We start from the raw sequence: 16,633 nt of genomic DNA on the forward strand, positions 1-16,633 counted from the left end.
TGATTTATTGCGCACCGCTTTCCAAATTCGATGTTATCTCATTTGTTTTGCAAACGATCTTTGTGATCGCTTCCACTTTATTGCCACATTCCTCTTTACTCACTTTGGCAAGTCGATATGTTATGGAAAACATAAATTGTGAGCGGATAACAATTTAAATCATCCAACCACAATGACAGGTTCAAGACGTTCAGGAGTAAAGCCATCATGAGCGATACCGTTCTACCGAATCCAACACGGCATCACGCCACGCTGCGAGAAATTCTTGCTCGACGTGATTGGGAAAATCCAGCTTGTACCAACTATCAAAGGCTCCCTGCTCATCCTCCATTCAACAGTTGGCGAAGCGTGGCTGCCGCGCATCAAGATGAGCCGTCTCAGCGTCTTCGCCGCTTGAATGGCGAGTGGATGTTTAGTTATTTCACTCGCCCCGAAGCCGTACCGGAAAGCTGGCTACAGCAAAATTTACCTGATTCTACTGCCATTCCGGTTCCTTCCAATTGGCAGTTACAGGGCTATGACACACCGATTTACACCAACGTAAAATACCCGATCCCCGTTAACCCACCCTATGTTCCAGAAGATAATCCCACCGGTTGTTACTCGCTCACTTTTAAAGTCAATCATGACTGGCTCAGCAGCGGACAAACACGGATTATTTTTGATGGCGTCAATTCCGCGTTTTACCTCTGGTGCAACGGCCACTGGGTCGGCTATTCGCAGGATAGTCGTCTACCGGCGGAGTTTGATATTGGTCGCTATCTGACAGCAGGAGAGAACCGGCTGGCGGTGATGGTGTTACGCTGGTCTGACGGAAGTTATCTGGAAGATCAGGATATGTGGCGTATGAGCGGTATCTTCCGCGACGTCACACTTCTACATAAACCGACGGTTCATCTTAGCGATGTTCAACTCACTACGCCGCTAAGCGCCGATTTCCGCCATGGCACACTGGATGTTCAGGTAAAGGCAACACTCTCCGAGTCTGAAGCCAAAAACCATCGCATACATGCACAGCTCTGGCGCGGTAATAACCTCATTGGCGAGACACGACAGGCGTTCGGTGGCGACATTGTGGATGAGCGTGGTGCCTACCACGACAAGGCCGCCCTCCGTCTTGACGTACCACAACCCGATCTGTGGAGCGCCGAGCTACCGCATCTGTATCGCGCCGTCATCGCACTGGAAACGGCAGAAGGCGAGCTGCTCGAAGCGGAAGCCTATGATGTCGGCTTCAGAAAAGTTGAAATTAGCAACGGCTTGCTGCTGCTGAATGGTAAACCGCTGCTAATCCGCGGCGTTAACCGCCATGAACATCACCCGCAGAACGGTCAGGTGATGGATGAAGATACGATGCGGCGCGATATTATGCTGATGAAGCAGCATAATTTTAACGCGGTGCGCTGCTCCCATTACCCCAACCATCCGCTGTGGTATCGGCTGTGCGATCGCTATGGCCTGTATGTGGTGGATGAAGCGAACATTGAGACGCACGGTATGCAGCCGATGAATCGTCTGTCAGACGATCCCATGTGTCTGCCAGCCTACAGCGAGCGCGTATCAAGGATGGTGCAGCGCGATCGAAATCACCCTTGCATCATTATCTGGTCATTGGGGAACGAATCCGGTTACGGCGCAAACCATGATGCGCTTTACCAGTGGATCAAACGCCACGATCCCACCCGCCCCGTGCATTACGAAGGTGGCGGTGCGAATAGTCGTGCGACCGACATTGTGTGCCCAATGTACGCCCGTGTTGATGAAGATCAGCCCTTCCCCAGCGTACCCAAATGGTCGATCACAAAATGGATCAGCATGCCGGGCGAACATCGGCCACTCATCCTCTGTGAGTACTCGCACGCGATGGGCAACAGTTTGGGGGGATTCGCCCGCTACTGGAAAGCATTCCGGCAATATCCTCGGTTACAGGGTGGATTCATCTGGGATTGGGTCGATCAGGCACTGATCCACCATGATGAACAAGGCAATGCCTACTGGGCGTACGGCGGAGATTTTGGCGACATGCCGAACGATCGCCAGTTCTGTCTAGACGGCCTACTTTTCCCCGATCGCACTCCACATCCCAGCCTGTATGAAGCGCAACGCGCACAGCAACATATTCAATTCGTCTGGCAGGCTGAATCCCCCTGTGAATTACGCGTTACCAGTGAATACCTGTTCCGTCATACGGACAACGAGCAGTTGAATTGGCACATTACACTAGACGATAAGATCCTAGCAGAAGGTTCGCTGCCGCTGAGGCTCGCCCCGCAAGCTACTCAAACACTGACGCTGCTGGAGTCACTTCCCACAACCGATCGCACAGGGGAGCTTTGGCTCAATGTTGAAGTCGTGCAACCCAGAGAAACCGCCTGGTCGGAAGCAAACCACCGCAGTGCCTGGGATCAGTGGCAACTCCCTACACCGCTTCATATGCCCGAGGCATCATGCTCTGGGCAGAAAAAACCACCAGTCCTGCAAACATCAGATACCTATTTTGACGTTGTTCAGGGCGAACAACATTGGCGATTTAACCGCCAGAGCGGTTGGCTAGAGCAGTGGTGGACAACTGGTACTCCAGCACTGTTGACTCCCTTGCAGGATCAATTCGTTCGGGCTCCACTGGATAACGACATCGGTATCAGTGAGGTTGACCGCATCGACCCACGCGCCTGGGCCGAACGCTGGAAATCGGCAGGGCTTTATCAATTGCAGACGCAGTGTGTCGCGATTCAGGCTGACCAACTCACCGATGCCGTGCACATTGTCACCGAGCATGTATTCCGCCATGCGGGGCAGGTTCTGTTACGGAGTAAAAAACGCTGGCAGATTGATACCGGTGGCGTGATGACCGTCGATGTCGACGTTGATGTCAGTACGGTACTTCCGTCACTGGCCAGAGTCGGCTTGAGCTGCCAATTAGCTGACGTCGAGCCTCAGGTCAGTTGGATCGGACTTGGACCACACGAAAATTATCCCGACCGACAGCTCGCGGCACAGCATGGGCATTGGAATCTGCCGTTGGATGACCTTCACACGCCCTACATTTTCCCATCGGAGAACGGGCTGCGCTGCAACACGCGTTCACTGACATATGGTAAATGGACTATCACCGGAAATTTCCACTTCGGGCTAAGCCGCTACGGGCTAACACAGTTGATGACATGTACCCACTATCATTTATTAGAAAAGGAAAAAGGCGTTTGGCTCAATCTGGATGGCTTCCATATGGGAATTGGTGGTGATGACTCCTGGAGCCCCAGCGTTCATTGTGATGATTTACTCACGGCAACGCATTATCACTATCGCGTCACTATTCAACACCACTAACCCTATTGATATGAAAAAACAGTATTAAAAAACAACGAAAGAGCGCGGGTGTACCGCGGTTTTCAATCTCAGTTGTATCCAGCAAGTATATATCCGCCATCAAAATAAATGTTGCGGATATTATGCATATCGGAGAAGACAACATGTACTACCTACATAATAAAAATTTCTGGATATTCGGTCTATTCTTCTTTTTCTATTTCTTCATCATGGGGGCTTACTTTCCCTTCTTCCCTATTTGGCTTCATGATATTAATCAAATAAGTAAAAGCGACACAGGCATCATTTTCGCCTGTATTTCTTTTTTCGCCTTACTATTCCAACCTATATTTGGCTTGCTGTCCGATAAATTAGGTCTGAGAAAACACCTGCTATGGATTATCACCATAATGCTCGTGTTTTTTGCTCCGTTCTTTATCTATGTTTTTGGCCCATTGTTAAAATACAACATCGTTTTAGGTTCTATCGTCGGCGGGATTTATCTAGGGTTTATCAACAACGGCGGCGCACCAGCCATTGAAGCCTATATCGAAAAAGTCAGCCGTCGCAGTCAGTTTGAATTTGGCCGTGCACGTCTGTTCGGCTGCCTCGGTTGGGCGCTCTGCGCCTCTATTGTCGGCATCATGTTTACCATCAATAACCAGTTTGTTTTCTGGCTTGGCTCCGGCTGTGCCGTCATCCTCGCCATCCTGTTGCTGCTGGCAAAACCAGAAATCTCATCCAGCGCTATCGTTGCCGATCAGGTAGGCTCCAACCAGAAACCGTTCAACCTGAAAATGGCGGCCGAACTGCTAAAAGAACGTAAAATCTGGTTCCTGACCCTCTATGTTGTTGGCGTTTCCTGCACCTATGATGTATTCGATCAGCAGTTTGCCAACTTCTTCACCTCATTCTTCGAGACCCGGCAAGAAGGCACCAGAGTATTTGGCTACGTTACAACACTGGGTGAATTGCTTAATGCCACCATCATGTTTTTTGCGCCGCTTATTGTGAACCGTATCGGTGGTAAAAATGCCCTGCTCATTGCCGGTACAATTATGTCCGTGCGGATTATTGGCTCTGCTTTTGCCGACTCTGTGCTGGAAGTCATTGTGCTGAAGACGCTACACATGTTCGAAGTTCCTTTCCTGATTGTCGGCTGCTTCAAATACATTACCACCGTTTTTGAAGTCCGCTTCTCCGCGACGATTTATTTAGTGTGCTTCTGCTTCTTTAAACAGGTATCGATCATTTTCATGTCTATCTTTGCTGGCAATATGTATGACAGCATCGGTTTCCATGGCACTTATCTGATCTTAGGCGGTATTGCCCTTTCTTTTACGGCGATATCCCTCTTTACCCTGTCAGGAAAAGGGCCGTTATATGCTTTTTCTGATAAACAGAAAACATCGGTGAATACACTTTAGCGGCAGCAGGACACGATAAAACGCCGGTATTTGACAAAAATATCGGCAGATTGAACATTCTCTCACCGAACAGTGCGATTTTGTGGTTTACGCCTTTGACATGCGCGGCACACGCCGTTATTATGCGCCCCGTTCACACGATTCCTCTGTAGTTCAGTCGGTAGAACGGCGGACTGTTAATCCGTATGTCACTGGTTCGAGTCCAGTCAGAGGAGCCAATTTAGAAAATCCCGCTTAAGGCAACTTAAGCGGGATTTTTGCTTTTCAGCACTTTGTTTAATAAATTCATGTGCAAAGCGTTCCCTGCCTACATTCCGTTTTCACTCCGCATCAGGAGAATGAGGTGGTCAGATTTGGGGTCAGGCTGGTTCGATGACGGAGTGACCCCCAAATGTCTCTTAACGACTCGAAAATCCGCAACTTAGCCCCATAAACGACTCGATTCACACGGCCTGTACCTTCACGTTAAACCGACTCCATGTGGTGATGAAGTTGAAACCGCCAGATTGATGTAGTTAAGAATTCGCATATTCCTTTCTTCACTCCGGGTCACCAGGGCCATACACAATTCAGCATCATCATCGGCCAAAGGAATGAACACCACACCTCCAGGTCTGAGCCTGTCAACGGGTCTCAGGAGCACAGAAATGCCTACACCTGCGGCGACAAGTCCAATATGCGTCAGTACCTCTGCGGCCTCCTGGACAACAACAGGAGTGAATCCGGCCCGCAGGCAAAGTCGTCTGACCCGTTCAGGGACCGCCGCTCCTGATTGTTCAGGGTAAAAGATAAAGGGCTCATTACGCATATCAGAGAGGGTCAGAGAATCGGCCGTAGCTTTAGGGTGATCGTCCGGCAGGACAACACAAAGCCGGTCGCGTCTGAGGATACGAATGTCCAGTCCATCCTGACGAGTCTCGGGGGTAAGGCGCACATAGCCGATGTCAATCTCCTGATGAAGGAGCGCATCAAACTGCTGGCGGGAGTACATCTCACTGAGTGAGACCCTGACGTCAGGATAACTGCGCCTGTAGGTTTTAAGGGGAAGGCTGAGTTCATCCACAAATAAACCGGTAGTGGTAAAACCTATCCGCAACTCCCCCGTTTTTCCCTGTTCAATATCGCGCAATTCAGCCCGCAGGTCGCCACTCATCCGTAATATTTCCTTCGCCTGAATGACGAGGTGTTCACCTGCTTCAGTCAGGGCTACGCTGCGTCTCGTCCGGTTGAAAAGCGTTACACCCAGTTCGCGTTCAAGTGACTGGATCTGCTGCGACAGCGGAGGTTGGCCAATATTGAGTTTTTCGGCTGCCCGAGTGAAGTGCAGCTCTTCAGCGACTGCCAGAAAATACCGGAGATGACGAAATTCCACTTATATTTCCAGAGATATAAATTGATGCTTATTTATATATTGGACGGCAATTCAACACAATCCTATCCTATCGGCCACCAGTAAATTTAACGCGGATGCTCCCCTATTTCCCGATCCCATAGGTCACATCCTCATGATTTATCGGAAATAAATCTGACCATAGAGTCCGATGTGCAGTTAAGAAAGGAACCTAAATGAGCGACGAGCTTTACATACTGCTCCCGGTAGCGTTTATCGCAGGGATAATTAACGCCGCAGTAGGCGGTGGCGGGTTGATCACTATCCCAACCTTCTATACTACCCTCCCGCATTTCACCCCGGCCCAAATCATGGGCATCGACAAGCTCTCCTCTGTTATGGGACACCTGATGTCTGTCAGGCAGTTTATGACACGGTTGCGATTGCCGTGGAAACTGATCCTGCCCACTGCTGTAAGTGCAGTGATTGGTGCTTACTCAGGGATCAGACTACTGGACTTTATGCCGTCAGCATGGATGCGCCCAGTGGTTATTATCGTACTCGCGGCAATGGTAGCTTACACCTGGTTCAAACCACAGTTCGGGAATAATGACGACAGTCAGTCACCAACGCGTGCTGACCTTCTAAAAGGGATTTTTCTGGGGTTTGCTATCGGCTTTTATGACGGGTTTATTGGTCCGGGAACAGGAAGTTTTCTCCTGTTCCTGTTTATCCGCTTCTTTCATTTTGATTTTTTGCGCGCAACGGCCTGCGCAAAAGTCGTCAATTTTGGCACGAATTTCGCCACGTTATTTTTCCTCATTCCCAACGGTCTCATCCATTATGAACTGGCTATTCCCCTGGGGATCGCCGCAATCAGTGGCTCTTTTATTGGAGTGCAGATCGCACTTAAGGGAGGAAACCAGTGGATACGCCGGCTTTTCCTGCTACTGGCGTGCACTCTACTGATGAAATTGTTATGGGAAACATTTCAGTGACCAGCTTATCGCGTATACCGGGATGACGTTTGCTCCCGGCCAATCGGAGCATGAGTATTGCATGACGTTTGTCTCATTTAGACATTCTGAGTCGGTGATTTGTTTGTAAGGGAATAAGAAGATGCGATGAGAATTCAGCATCGAAAAAAAGACGGCGTTCAGGCAACGAGGTTTCATCAGTTGACGACTTGAAGAAGGAATTTTGGCCTTTATCTGTGATGCTGGCACTGTAATTACCCCAGTCAGATGGCTCAAATGTAGAAATCCCGCTTACGTTTCCTTAAGCGGGATTTTTGCTATATGAACTCGTACGCTAAATCTTTGATAGGATAAAATTAGCGCGCTCATCGACAGGAACACGGGGAAGCTCCCATAGCTGGTAGCCGTATTTTTGATATGTATCGAGCATAACCCGATAGGTTAATTCGGCTTCCTCGAAAGATTGTTTTCTCTCCGTGTCTTGCGCATAAATATCTCGCCATGGAGGAGCAATAAATACATGGTCAGAATAGCGAAATTTTCGTATTGCCTCCTCCAGATGCATTGGAACAGCTAATTTACAGAGGCTCAGATAGCCCGCGATATCAGGAATTCCGCGATCGAAAAAACACGGTGTATTACCGTCGTCAAGGTGATGGTACGAGCGCATTTCCCAGCACAGCATCATTTCTGCAAATGCCGCACGATCTCCCCACGGCAGCGCATTTCCACCAATAGCAATCTGATCTTGAATAATGGCTCTACCGGCCTCTGTTGAGCATGTGTACCCACGTTGAGTAAGAGCGTCGATAAGCGTGCTTTTTCCTGAACCGGGACCGCCAGTCAGCACGATACGTTGCTGAATATGAACCATACGATTCTCCTCTGAATAAAGCAGAGTAAAAAAACACTAAAGAAGGGGGAAAAGAGAAAGATAAGAAAGGCAGTGAAATTATACCCACAACTTACCTATGCAGGAAAGCCCATGCCTCAATAGCATAGGTGCATATTATGTCGCATTTTCATCGACTGCTCATCGGCAGTCAGTGTTAATGACTTTCAGACACCAGCAGAACGGGAGATCCTAGAGCGAAAGTTGCCACTCGCTAATACAGCGACAACCTTCGCTTTATGCGATTAATGACCGTATTTAAAATTAAATCCTAGTGCGTCACCCGTCGTGTCGTATTCGCGGAAGTTGTATATCAGAGGCTTCCATTTTGACGAGTCAATGACATCATTTGATCCTAATAGCTCACTGTCCACCCAGACATTAACAATATCCAATTCGACAAGAATAAAACGACCTTTGTCTGTGGTGCTGACAGTCTTACATTCTACCTGGATAGGGCATTCAATCACCCGAGGCGGTGTAATATCAGTCGAGGCTTCAGAATGAAGACCAACTTTGGAGAATTTATCGTGGCATATCTGAACGCCCCATTTTATCTGACCTTCAGATAGCGTATCGCTTCCGGTCAATTTACCCAGTTCTTCAACCTTCTCCCAAAGTTTGTAATCAGGAATATTAATAACCACATCAGAACCGGATAATAAATTACTACAGGTCTTACTTCCTTTGGTGACGCCGATAATGATTTTATCACCGAGAGAAATTGACGATGATACAGAGGAAATATTGATATTCCCGCTGCTATTATCCGTTGTCGTAACAAGAAAAACCGGAAAACCGTAATAAAATGAACTGAGTTTTACATTCTTTTTCATTTGAGTTCATACCTCATAAGAGATTAGCGTTATATTTTTTCATTTTTACTCTTTTGATTTCCACTTAACAATAACCCTAATTGAGTATCGGCAATACAACCTTTTTACGAGTGGCTTGGTATTGTAAGAATTTAACTAGCAAAAAATAATTCACAAGCACAGAAAGAGGTATATGATATGCATCATATGGTTTTTCACTTCCCGATCCATAATGCGGTTGGGTAAAAGATGAGGTTTAAACATGGAACGAATTGTCATACCAGCGAATTATATTCATACCCGTACAACACCGTTTTGGACAAAGGAGACTGCACCCGCGTCTATCTGGCAGCGCCATTTAGATGCCGGAACACGGCAAGGTGTTTACCCGCGTTTGTGCGTGATGCAAGGGACAATTCGTTATTATGGTTATACCGATGAAACGAGTTCTGAGCCAGTCGAAACGCTGACCATTGAAGCCGGACAATTTGGCGTATTCCCTCCAGAAAAGTGGCACAGAATTGAAGCGTTATCTGATGATACGTTATTCAACGTAGATTTTTATGTCGATCCAAAAATTCTGATAGAAGGTTGAGGTAAAAAGAATGACAACTGAAAATAAAGGATACTCATTAACACTGTTGAACCGCGATAATAATGAAAAAGCAGAGAAGGTTTATCTTAAACCGATGGCTTTTTATGTACCCGATTTCGCTGCTAGTGCGGTTGAAGAATTAGTCAACAATCTGTCTTTAACTGGCGACAATAACAAAGGTTTTTTACTGACGGTAACCAATAATAATAATGGCGTAGCTGTTGACAAAGATTTCTCTGAAATTTCAGCGTTGAAAGATAAAACCGTTTCCGCTGACGCAGTGAAAGAATTGGTTAATATCGTGCGTGGTTACGATGCGGATGAAGACACTAACGTCTGCGGCTGGTAAAGCGGCATAGCACGATAATTATTCAGGCTGTATATACGCAGACTTTCACGCAACTCGAATAATTTAAGATATATCGTTAGTACAGCCATGCCTATTTATTAAAAACAGGCGCTGGATGTCTTTTGACTGAACAAGCGCCCCCTGCCCCCTACTCTCCAATTACTCAACACAGTCATTCACGCCGCAGTGTAGGCTTATCGACCGCAACCATCAATATGACGACTCTTTTTGTCTGTGTCGCTCACTAACCTGAAAAGTGCAGTCACGTTAGCATTAGCTGATTACCTAATTCAGTAAGAGAAACCTGTCTATAGCGATTCGTATAACACAATTATCCCATCCCGACGAATAGCGGCATTTAGATTAATAATTACTACGCTAATTATAAATTAACTTAACAATTAGCATTGAAAAATTAAGAATGGAAAGAAAATAGACTTTAAAACCCTATAAGGCGTTATTAAAATAACCATAAATACTTAAACATTTTTTATATAATGCCGATTTGTTATGAAATCGCGTGGTCTGCCTGCGTTTATGGCTACAGCACACAGCGTCGTATTCCACGTAGTAAGAGAGAAAGAATAAAAAGACTGTAGTCGCAGATGAAAATACATGGAGTTTTTTCAAATGAAATCAAGCAATATTCTGTTGTCTTCACTGTTTATGACCGCCCTTTTTGCATCAGCGGCTGCTAATGCGGGCCCGAAATTCAATGTGACCTTTAAGAACCTTAGTGCATCCAGTGCTCCAGATGCTGTTTTTTCGCCAACGACAACAGCAGAAGTTTTCTCACAGGCGAATGCTTCACCTACACCAAGCGAATTCGTCAAATCTGGGGATTCAAATCAATATACGATCTCCAATCCAATCAGTGACGTTGGTTCGATGCACGTTCGCTACAAGGTTGGAACCAAGGTTTGCCAGTTTGATATGACATATACTGTGAAGTATGTGTTGGGAAATAAAATCCCCCAATGGACTAAGAGCACCACACCTGGCAACGGTGCACGCTGCGATCTGAGGGTGACTTATGCCAACGTTAATACTCACGACTCAGACGTAGAAATCACCATGAGATAACACCCGTACTAAAAAATAGCTGAGCAACGCTCAGACGTTTTTTATGAATAGGGATAAGCTGCATTAGTCGTTACTTATCCCTTCATCACAACGAGTGAGAAGAATGAATGATTAACTTCAATGGCCTTGCAAAAAGTACGGTGGCAGATACGCAGTCCACTAATGACAGTCGTTTGATAAAAAAGCAGGAAAACGTATCCGAAGGCACACAGCAAGCATCTACAGGGTCTGATGGTTATTCAAATAAAAAATATAACGGCATCACCACACTGGCAAAACAGCTTAGCGATGCAGCCGTCAGAGCCGAAGCCAGAGATGCCACTAGTGACCGTAGTACATTGGCAGCCAAAGCCAAAAGCGCGAATAATGAGATCCTCGGCGAGAATTACGCCAATAACAAAAAAGCGCACGATGCAGAAATACCTGATAGCGATGACCCTGAGCGATTAGCCAGAGCGAAACAAGCTACGGCGTATAATAACCGTCAAGGAAGCAACCCCTTTAAGGGCCTGTCTCGTGAACAATTGGCACTGATTACCTATGACGACAGCGGAACTTTTACCGTGAATGAGCGAAGAGCAGCCTGGAGCGAAGCTTACGATCAAGAAGAAGTCTGGCGCACGATGGCAATAGCCCAAAGTAAGCTGGAGTGGAATCGCGGTGAGTTTAAACAAACCGAATTTTTCAAAATGGTGTTATCTCATCATGAAAGCCTGCCATTAATCGAACAAGCACAGGCACCGGAAGGCTATGTACCACGTCTGAAGTACCTGATAGAAATGGACTTCAACTTTATGACTGGGGAATCAGGCAAAGACGACGATCCGTTCAACCGCCTATTTGAGCTCCTTTCCCCCACCAAGCTTCACTTAGAAGATGGTAAGCTCACTCTGGATGCAACCAAAGATGCCTGATGAACAGATGACTACCTCTGCATAGACATTTATGACTGTGCTGCGATGACGTCAAAAGCGCTGGTTTGATCTTTTTTCCGCGCGACTTTATTGGCGTACATTGCGGCATCGGCTCGACGGATTACGCCGTCAGGCTCATCAACGGAAGGATCTGCCATAACGATCCCCATGCTTGCGCCTAAGTATTCGATACTGACAGAACCGAGAGGGTAATTCCCCTGCAACACCGGCGTAATGCTGTCACTGAAGGAAGAAACCACGCGATAGTTTTCTCCCGGCACGACGTTTACCATCCGGGCAAAAACAAATTCATCGCCACCAAGACGCCCGACGACATCCCCCGGATTCCCCCACATTAACAAACGTTGAGCAACCTCTTGTAAGAAGATATCACCCGCTTCGTGGCCAAACTGGTCGTTAATCTTTTTAAAACCATCGAGGTCAATGAACACAATCAGCACCTGCTGATTGTCATTCTCGGCCTGAGAAAACAGCGCTTCCAGCGAGTAAAATACGCCTCGGCGATTAAGCAACCCAGTCAGTGAATCGGTGTAAGAATACTCATGTAACGCAGCATTTGCGGCCGTCAATTGCTGCACCAGCCACTCTTTTTGCACCTGTTGAGCTATCAGTTGCGCGAATAAACTGAGGATCTGCTCACCCTTGGTTGTCAGCGGCTTATGGTCGGAACTTGCTGCACAGAGAGTGCCGTATAATTGTCCATCATCCATGCGCACTGGCGTGCTAGCGTAGGTCATAATACCCAGCTCCTTCGCCGCCTGCGAATCACTCCAGCATTCGGCCACATTAGGCGTATAGCTCTGTCCTTCGTCAAGCGCACGTTTGCACAGCGTGTCATGCCACGGAACCGACACACCTTCAGGGATATTGAGTGTTTTGGTGTTGTGAGCAAACAGGATACTTTGAAATCCGGCTTCGGTATCTACTTGCGTCAGGTAAGTCGACTCCAGGTCGGTGACCAGTTCCAACATAACCAATAACTGGCGAACGAGCCCCTCGAAGGAAGCCTCTGAACGTAATGCGTCCGAAAGGTGAGAAAGCAAATTATCAGTCATAACAATAAATCCTAACGGTGCATATTTTTAAATAAAAACAATCAATTAATATAATTCGTGACGTATTTAAAACCGCTATCGGCGCAAACTGAGTATATCTACGATAGCCTCCCCGTGTTACAGAAATCATACGCACCTTTCGTCTCTCACCCACCGATTTGCACTCTGTGAGTTTACCTCGTTCTGTTTTCTATAATCGGTTAAGAAGCACCATATTTTATGCAACATGCCTGAGATTCATCGTCCCCGTCAGGCTAAACCTTTCATTCTGCTATTGCCATCACACTTACCCATCAAGGCTGCACGATCTGTTTGACTTTCCCGCATGCGAGGACTTACAACAGCAGCACAGGCGTGTAACTAGTTTTCTAGGCAAGACCTGAAGCTCTCCCACTCAACACCATGGGAAAAGCTTCAGGTCTTTTTTCATTTCTGGATCAGGGAAATCGTCGTATGAGCCACACAGCAGCAGATAATAACGCGACAGCCTATGCCACCACCGCTGAAAAAATCGTCACATTAGTCGGTGGAATTGACAACATTGAACACATTGAACATTGCTCTACACGACTTCGGTTGAGCCTTTACGACAACAGCCGGGTGAACCAGCGCGAGCTGGAAAAAGTGCCCAGCGTGCTGGGTGTTCGCGTCAACGTGCAGTGTCAGGTGATTATCGGTAGCGAAGTCATGCAGGTGTACGAGGCGGTGCAGCATCTCGCTGCTGGCCGTAAGGAAACCGCTCGCACTACACCAGCAAAAACCAGCCGTACGGCTTTGGTTATCGATTTTATCATCAGCGTTTTTCAGCCGCTGGTGCCTGCGATTGCCGGTGGCGGCGTGCTCAAATCGCTGTTATTGCTGATGGACTTACTCGGCTGGCTCACCAAAGACAGTTCAACGTATAAAGTGCTGGATAACATCGGTTCCGCCCCGCTCTATTTCCTACCGATTCTGGTGGGCATTACCACCGCGATGAAGCTGAAAGTGAATGTGCTGGTCGCCGTTTCCGCCGTCTCCGTCATGGTGCTGCCCGCCATGTCTAAACAGCTGGCGGAAGGCGCAGAATTTCTCTCTCTCGACCTGAAGAACGTCGCTTACGCATCACAGGTTTTTCCGGCAATTCTGTGCGTGCTTTTTTACGCGCAAACCGAAAAAATCTTCAATCGCTACTCCCCTAGCGCCCTGCGTATTTTCCTATCGCCGATGCTCTCGCTGTTGGTGACCGTTCCCGTCACGCTGTTGGTTCTGGGGCCGCTCGGCTATGAACTCGGTGCAGGCTTGGCTAGCGTGATCCTCTGGCTATACAGCAAGCTCGGTTTTGTGGCGACAGCGCTGCTCGCCGCCGCATTGCCCTTCATGGTGGCGTCGGGGATGCATAAACCGATGTTGCCTTATGCCGTTTCATCCATGAGCCAGTTTGGTAAGGAAATGCTCTATCTTCCCGCGTCGCTCGCACACAATATTGCCGAATCCGGTGCCTGTATGGCGATTGCGCTTAAGAGCAAAGACAAAACGCTAAAATCGACGGCGCTTTCAGCCGGTATTTCCGCCCTATTTGGCATCACCGAACCCGCGCTGTACGGGATTACATTGCTGAATAAAAAAGCGCTCTACAGCGTACTGGCAGGTAGTCTGGTCGGCGGCGCGTTTATCGGGTGGATGGCAGTTGAAGCCTTTGCGCTGGTTGGCCCCGGTCTGGCAAGCATCTCCATGTTCGTCTCGCCGGAAAATAGCTGGAACATCGTCTATGCCATCGCCGGTGCCGCGCTCTCTTTTGTCATTGCTTTTCTCTCCGCGCTGTTCCTCTGGCGAGAGGAAAAACCCGCTGCCGCAGTAGAGGAAGGAGAAAGCCATCACGCGGTTACCGAGTGCCAGTTCGCCAGCCCGATTGAAGGAAAAGTGATTCCGCTGGAAAGCGTGAATGACGAAATCTTCTCCAAACGTATTATGGGTGACGGCATCGCTATCATCCCAGAGAAAGGCGTGCTCTACGCTCCGGCAAGCGGCACCATTGAAAACGTGTTTGAAACCGGTCACGCCGTCAGCATGCTCACCGACAGTGGCGCCGAACTGATTTTCCATATTGGCATCGATACCATAAAACTCAATGGTAAGGGCTTTCAGCCGAAAGTCGCTGCGGGACAGCAGGTTAACACTGGCGATATCCTCGTTGAATTTGACCTCGATAGCCTCATCGCTGCGGGTTACGATCCCGTTGTCATGATGGTCATCACCAACAGCGAGCGCTTTCGTGTGATACCGGAAGCCACTGACGCCATCATCGATCCCCACACCATCATCATGACCTTAAAGGAGTCTGTGTAATGGATAAAAACATCACATTCCCGGAACACTTTTTATGGGGCGGCGCAATTGCCGCAAATCAGGCCGAAGGCGCCTGGAATGAGGACGGCAAAGGGCCGTCAGTCGCGGACGCCATCACCTGGAAGCCGAATCTCGATCTGAAGAATTACCATGCTCACATGGCGCTGACGGATGAAAACATCGCCGATGCGTTCAATGGAAAAAATGACGCGTTTTATCCCAAACGGCGCGGCATCGATTTTTACCACCGCTACCAAGGCGATCTGGCACTGTTTGCTGAAATGGGCTTCAAGGTGCTACGCGTCTCCATCGCCTGGTCGCGTATTTTCCCTACCGGAGAAGACAGCACACCGAATGAGGCCGGTTTGCAGTTTTACGACGATCTGTTCAGTGAGATGCGTAAGCGTGGCATCGAGCCGCTGGTGACACTTTCACATTATGAAATGCCATTAGCGCTGAGTGAGAAATACAACGGCTGGGTGCACCGTAATGTGTTGGATGCCTTTGTGCGTTTCAGCAATGTCTGCTTCGATCGTTATAAGCATCTCGTCCGCTATTGGCTAACCTTTAACGAGATCGACAGTATCCATCGTCACCCGTTTACCACGGCGGGTATCCGTGAAGAGAAAAGCGCACCGGGTCAGGCTCAACAAGATATTTATCAGGGGCTGCATCACCAGTTTGTCGCCTCTGCCCTCGTCACCCGCGACTGCCATGAAAAAATCCCCGGCAGTCAGGTGGGTTGCATGCTGACCAAGCTAACAACCTATCCGCATTCCTGCCGACCACAGGATGTCGAAGCGGCGCTGAAGAAGAATCTCGAAAATTATTTCTATGCCGATGTGCAGGTGTTCGGCGAATACCCACCGCTTATCAAACGCGATCTTGAACGGCGCGGTATACACATCACCATGCAGCCCGACGATCTGGCGATTCTCAAGCAGCACACCGTGGATTTTGTGTCGTTTAGCTACTACATGTCGCTTACCGAATCCACACAGCCAGACGCCGAGAGAATACCGGGAAATACCGTTCTGGGGGTGAAAAACCCGTACCTTCCCGCCTCAGATTGGGGGTGGCAGATCGACCCCATCGGACTGAAAATCTCCCTGCTGGAACTTTACGATCGCTACCAGAAACCACTGTTTATTGTCGAGAATGGTCTGGGCGCGAAAGACATTGTCGAGAACGGCAAAATCCACGATCCTTATCGCGTTGACTATTTCCGCTCACATTTCGAGCAAATGCGTGAAGCGATTGGCGAAGGCGTTGAGTTGATGGGGTTCACCAGTTGGGGAGCGATTGACATCATCAGCGCTGGCACCTCACAGATGTCCAAGCGCTATGGCTTCATCTACGTCGATCAGGATGACGAAGGCAACGGTTCGCTGGCGCGTCTGAGAAAGGATTCGTTCTACTGGTATCAAAAAGTCATCGCCACCAACGGCAGCGATCTCACCTGACGGACAGACTTAGCCGCAGGCGAGGTGTCACCGCAGGAAGTGGTCGTGATCAAACGTTATCGTGATGAGGGAATCAGC

The 16,633-nt window shown here is 48.4% G+C and carries 13 protein-coding genes and 1 tRNA gene; 10 read left to right on the top strand and 4 right to left on the bottom strand.

Annotation, left to right across the window (positions count from 1 at the left end):
• Positions 1-207 precede the first annotated feature (207 nt).
• From DUT67_RS14510 to DUT67_RS14520, 3 genes are all read left to right on the top strand, one after another.
• Entirely contained in the window at positions 208-3,330 is a 3,123-nt protein-coding gene (locus DUT67_RS14510) for a beta-galactosidase (RefSeq protein ID WP_113631792.1), read from the top strand.
• Positions 3,331-3,473: 143 nt separating this feature from the next.
• A complete protein-coding gene (locus tag DUT67_RS14515; RefSeq protein WP_048259423.1) occupies positions 3,474-4,736 on the top strand; it encodes an MFS transporter in 1,263 nt (420 codons plus the stop codon).
• Between the two features lie 142 nt (positions 4,737-4,878).
• A tRNA-Asn gene (locus DUT67_RS14520) sits at positions 4,879-4,954 on the top strand.
• Between the two features lie 242 nt (positions 4,955-5,196).
• Here the strand turns inward: DUT67_RS14520 and DUT67_RS14525 are convergent.
• The gene (locus DUT67_RS14525) at positions 5,197-6,108 is read right to left on the bottom strand and encodes a LysR substrate-binding domain-containing protein (protein WP_113631793.1); all 912 of its coding nucleotides are present in this window, start codon (positions 6,106-6,108) and stop codon (positions 5,197-5,199) included.
• 194 nt (positions 6,109-6,302) lie between these two features.
• Between DUT67_RS14525 and DUT67_RS14530 the strand changes: the two genes are divergently transcribed.
• On the top strand, positions 6,303-7,064 hold the full coding sequence (locus tag DUT67_RS14530; RefSeq protein WP_113631794.1) for a sulfite exporter TauE/SafE family protein: 762 nt from the start codon (positions 6,303-6,305) through the stop codon (positions 7,062-7,064).
• Between the two features lie 313 nt (positions 7,065-7,377).
• On the opposite strand, the gene DUT67_RS14535 is transcribed toward DUT67_RS14530, so the two are convergent.
• Together DUT67_RS14535 and DUT67_RS14540 are read right to left on the bottom strand one after the other, a co-directional pair.
• Complete coding sequence (locus DUT67_RS14535) at positions 7,378-7,917, bottom strand: AAA family ATPase (protein WP_113631795.1); 540 nt, start codon at positions 7,915-7,917, stop codon at positions 7,378-7,380.
• A 263-nt stretch (positions 7,918-8,180) separates the two neighbouring features.
• Positions 8,181-8,771, bottom strand: coding sequence for a flavin reductase family protein (locus DUT67_RS14540; RefSeq protein WP_113631796.1), 591 nt, complete (start codon positions 8,769-8,771; stop codon positions 8,181-8,183).
• A 241-nt stretch (positions 8,772-9,012) separates the two neighbouring features.
• Here DUT67_RS14540 and DUT67_RS14545 point away from each other — a divergent pair, with 241 nt between their 5' ends.
• From DUT67_RS14545 to DUT67_RS14560, 4 genes are all read left to right on the top strand, one after another.
• Positions 9,013-9,345 (top strand): DUF1971 domain-containing protein, encoded by a 333-nt coding sequence (locus DUT67_RS14545; RefSeq protein WP_113631797.1) that lies wholly within the window; start codon positions 9,013-9,015, stop codon positions 9,343-9,345.
• 10 nt (positions 9,346-9,355) lie between these two features.
• Positions 9,356-9,694, top strand: coding sequence for a DUF1869 domain-containing protein (locus tag DUT67_RS14550; RefSeq protein ID WP_113631798.1), 339 nt, complete (start codon positions 9,356-9,358; stop codon positions 9,692-9,694).
• Between the two features lie 630 nt (positions 9,695-10,324).
• Positions 10,325-10,777 (top strand): hypothetical protein, encoded by a 453-nt coding sequence (locus DUT67_RS14555; RefSeq protein ID WP_113631818.1) that lies wholly within the window; start codon positions 10,325-10,327, stop codon positions 10,775-10,777.
• 107 nt (positions 10,778-10,884) lie between these two features.
• Positions 10,885-11,691 carry a hypothetical protein gene (locus DUT67_RS14560; RefSeq protein ID WP_113631799.1) on the top strand — a complete coding sequence of 269 codons (807 nt, stop codon included), beginning with the start codon at positions 10,885-10,887 and terminating at the stop codon, positions 11,689-11,691.
• 29 nt (positions 11,692-11,720) lie between these two features.
• Here DUT67_RS14560 and DUT67_RS14565 read toward each other — a convergent pair whose 3' ends face one another.
• Positions 11,721-12,767 carry a sensor domain-containing diguanylate cyclase gene (locus DUT67_RS14565; protein WP_113631800.1) on the bottom strand — a complete coding sequence of 349 codons (1,047 nt, stop codon included), beginning with the start codon at positions 12,765-12,767 and terminating at the stop codon, positions 11,721-11,723.
• A 453-nt stretch (positions 12,768-13,220) separates the two neighbouring features.
• On the opposite strand from DUT67_RS14565, the gene DUT67_RS14570 reads away from it, so the two are divergent.
• Positions 13,221-15,092, top strand: a complete 1,872-nt coding sequence (locus DUT67_RS14570; protein ID WP_113631801.1) for a beta-glucoside-specific PTS transporter subunit IIABC — start codon at positions 13,221-13,223, stop codon at positions 15,090-15,092.
• Positions 15,092-16,555 (top strand): glycoside hydrolase family 1 protein, encoded by a 1,464-nt coding sequence (locus DUT67_RS14575; protein ID WP_113631802.1) that lies wholly within the window; start codon positions 15,092-15,094, stop codon positions 16,553-16,555. Before DUT67_RS14570 ends, DUT67_RS14575 begins: the two co-directional genes overlap by 1 nt.
• Positions 16,556-16,633: the final 78 nt, after the last annotated feature.

It is taken from the genome of Pectobacterium peruviense (assembly GCF_003312355.2).
Classification (GTDB): domain Bacteria; phylum Pseudomonadota; class Gammaproteobacteria; order Enterobacterales; family Enterobacteriaceae; genus Pectobacterium; species Pectobacterium peruviense.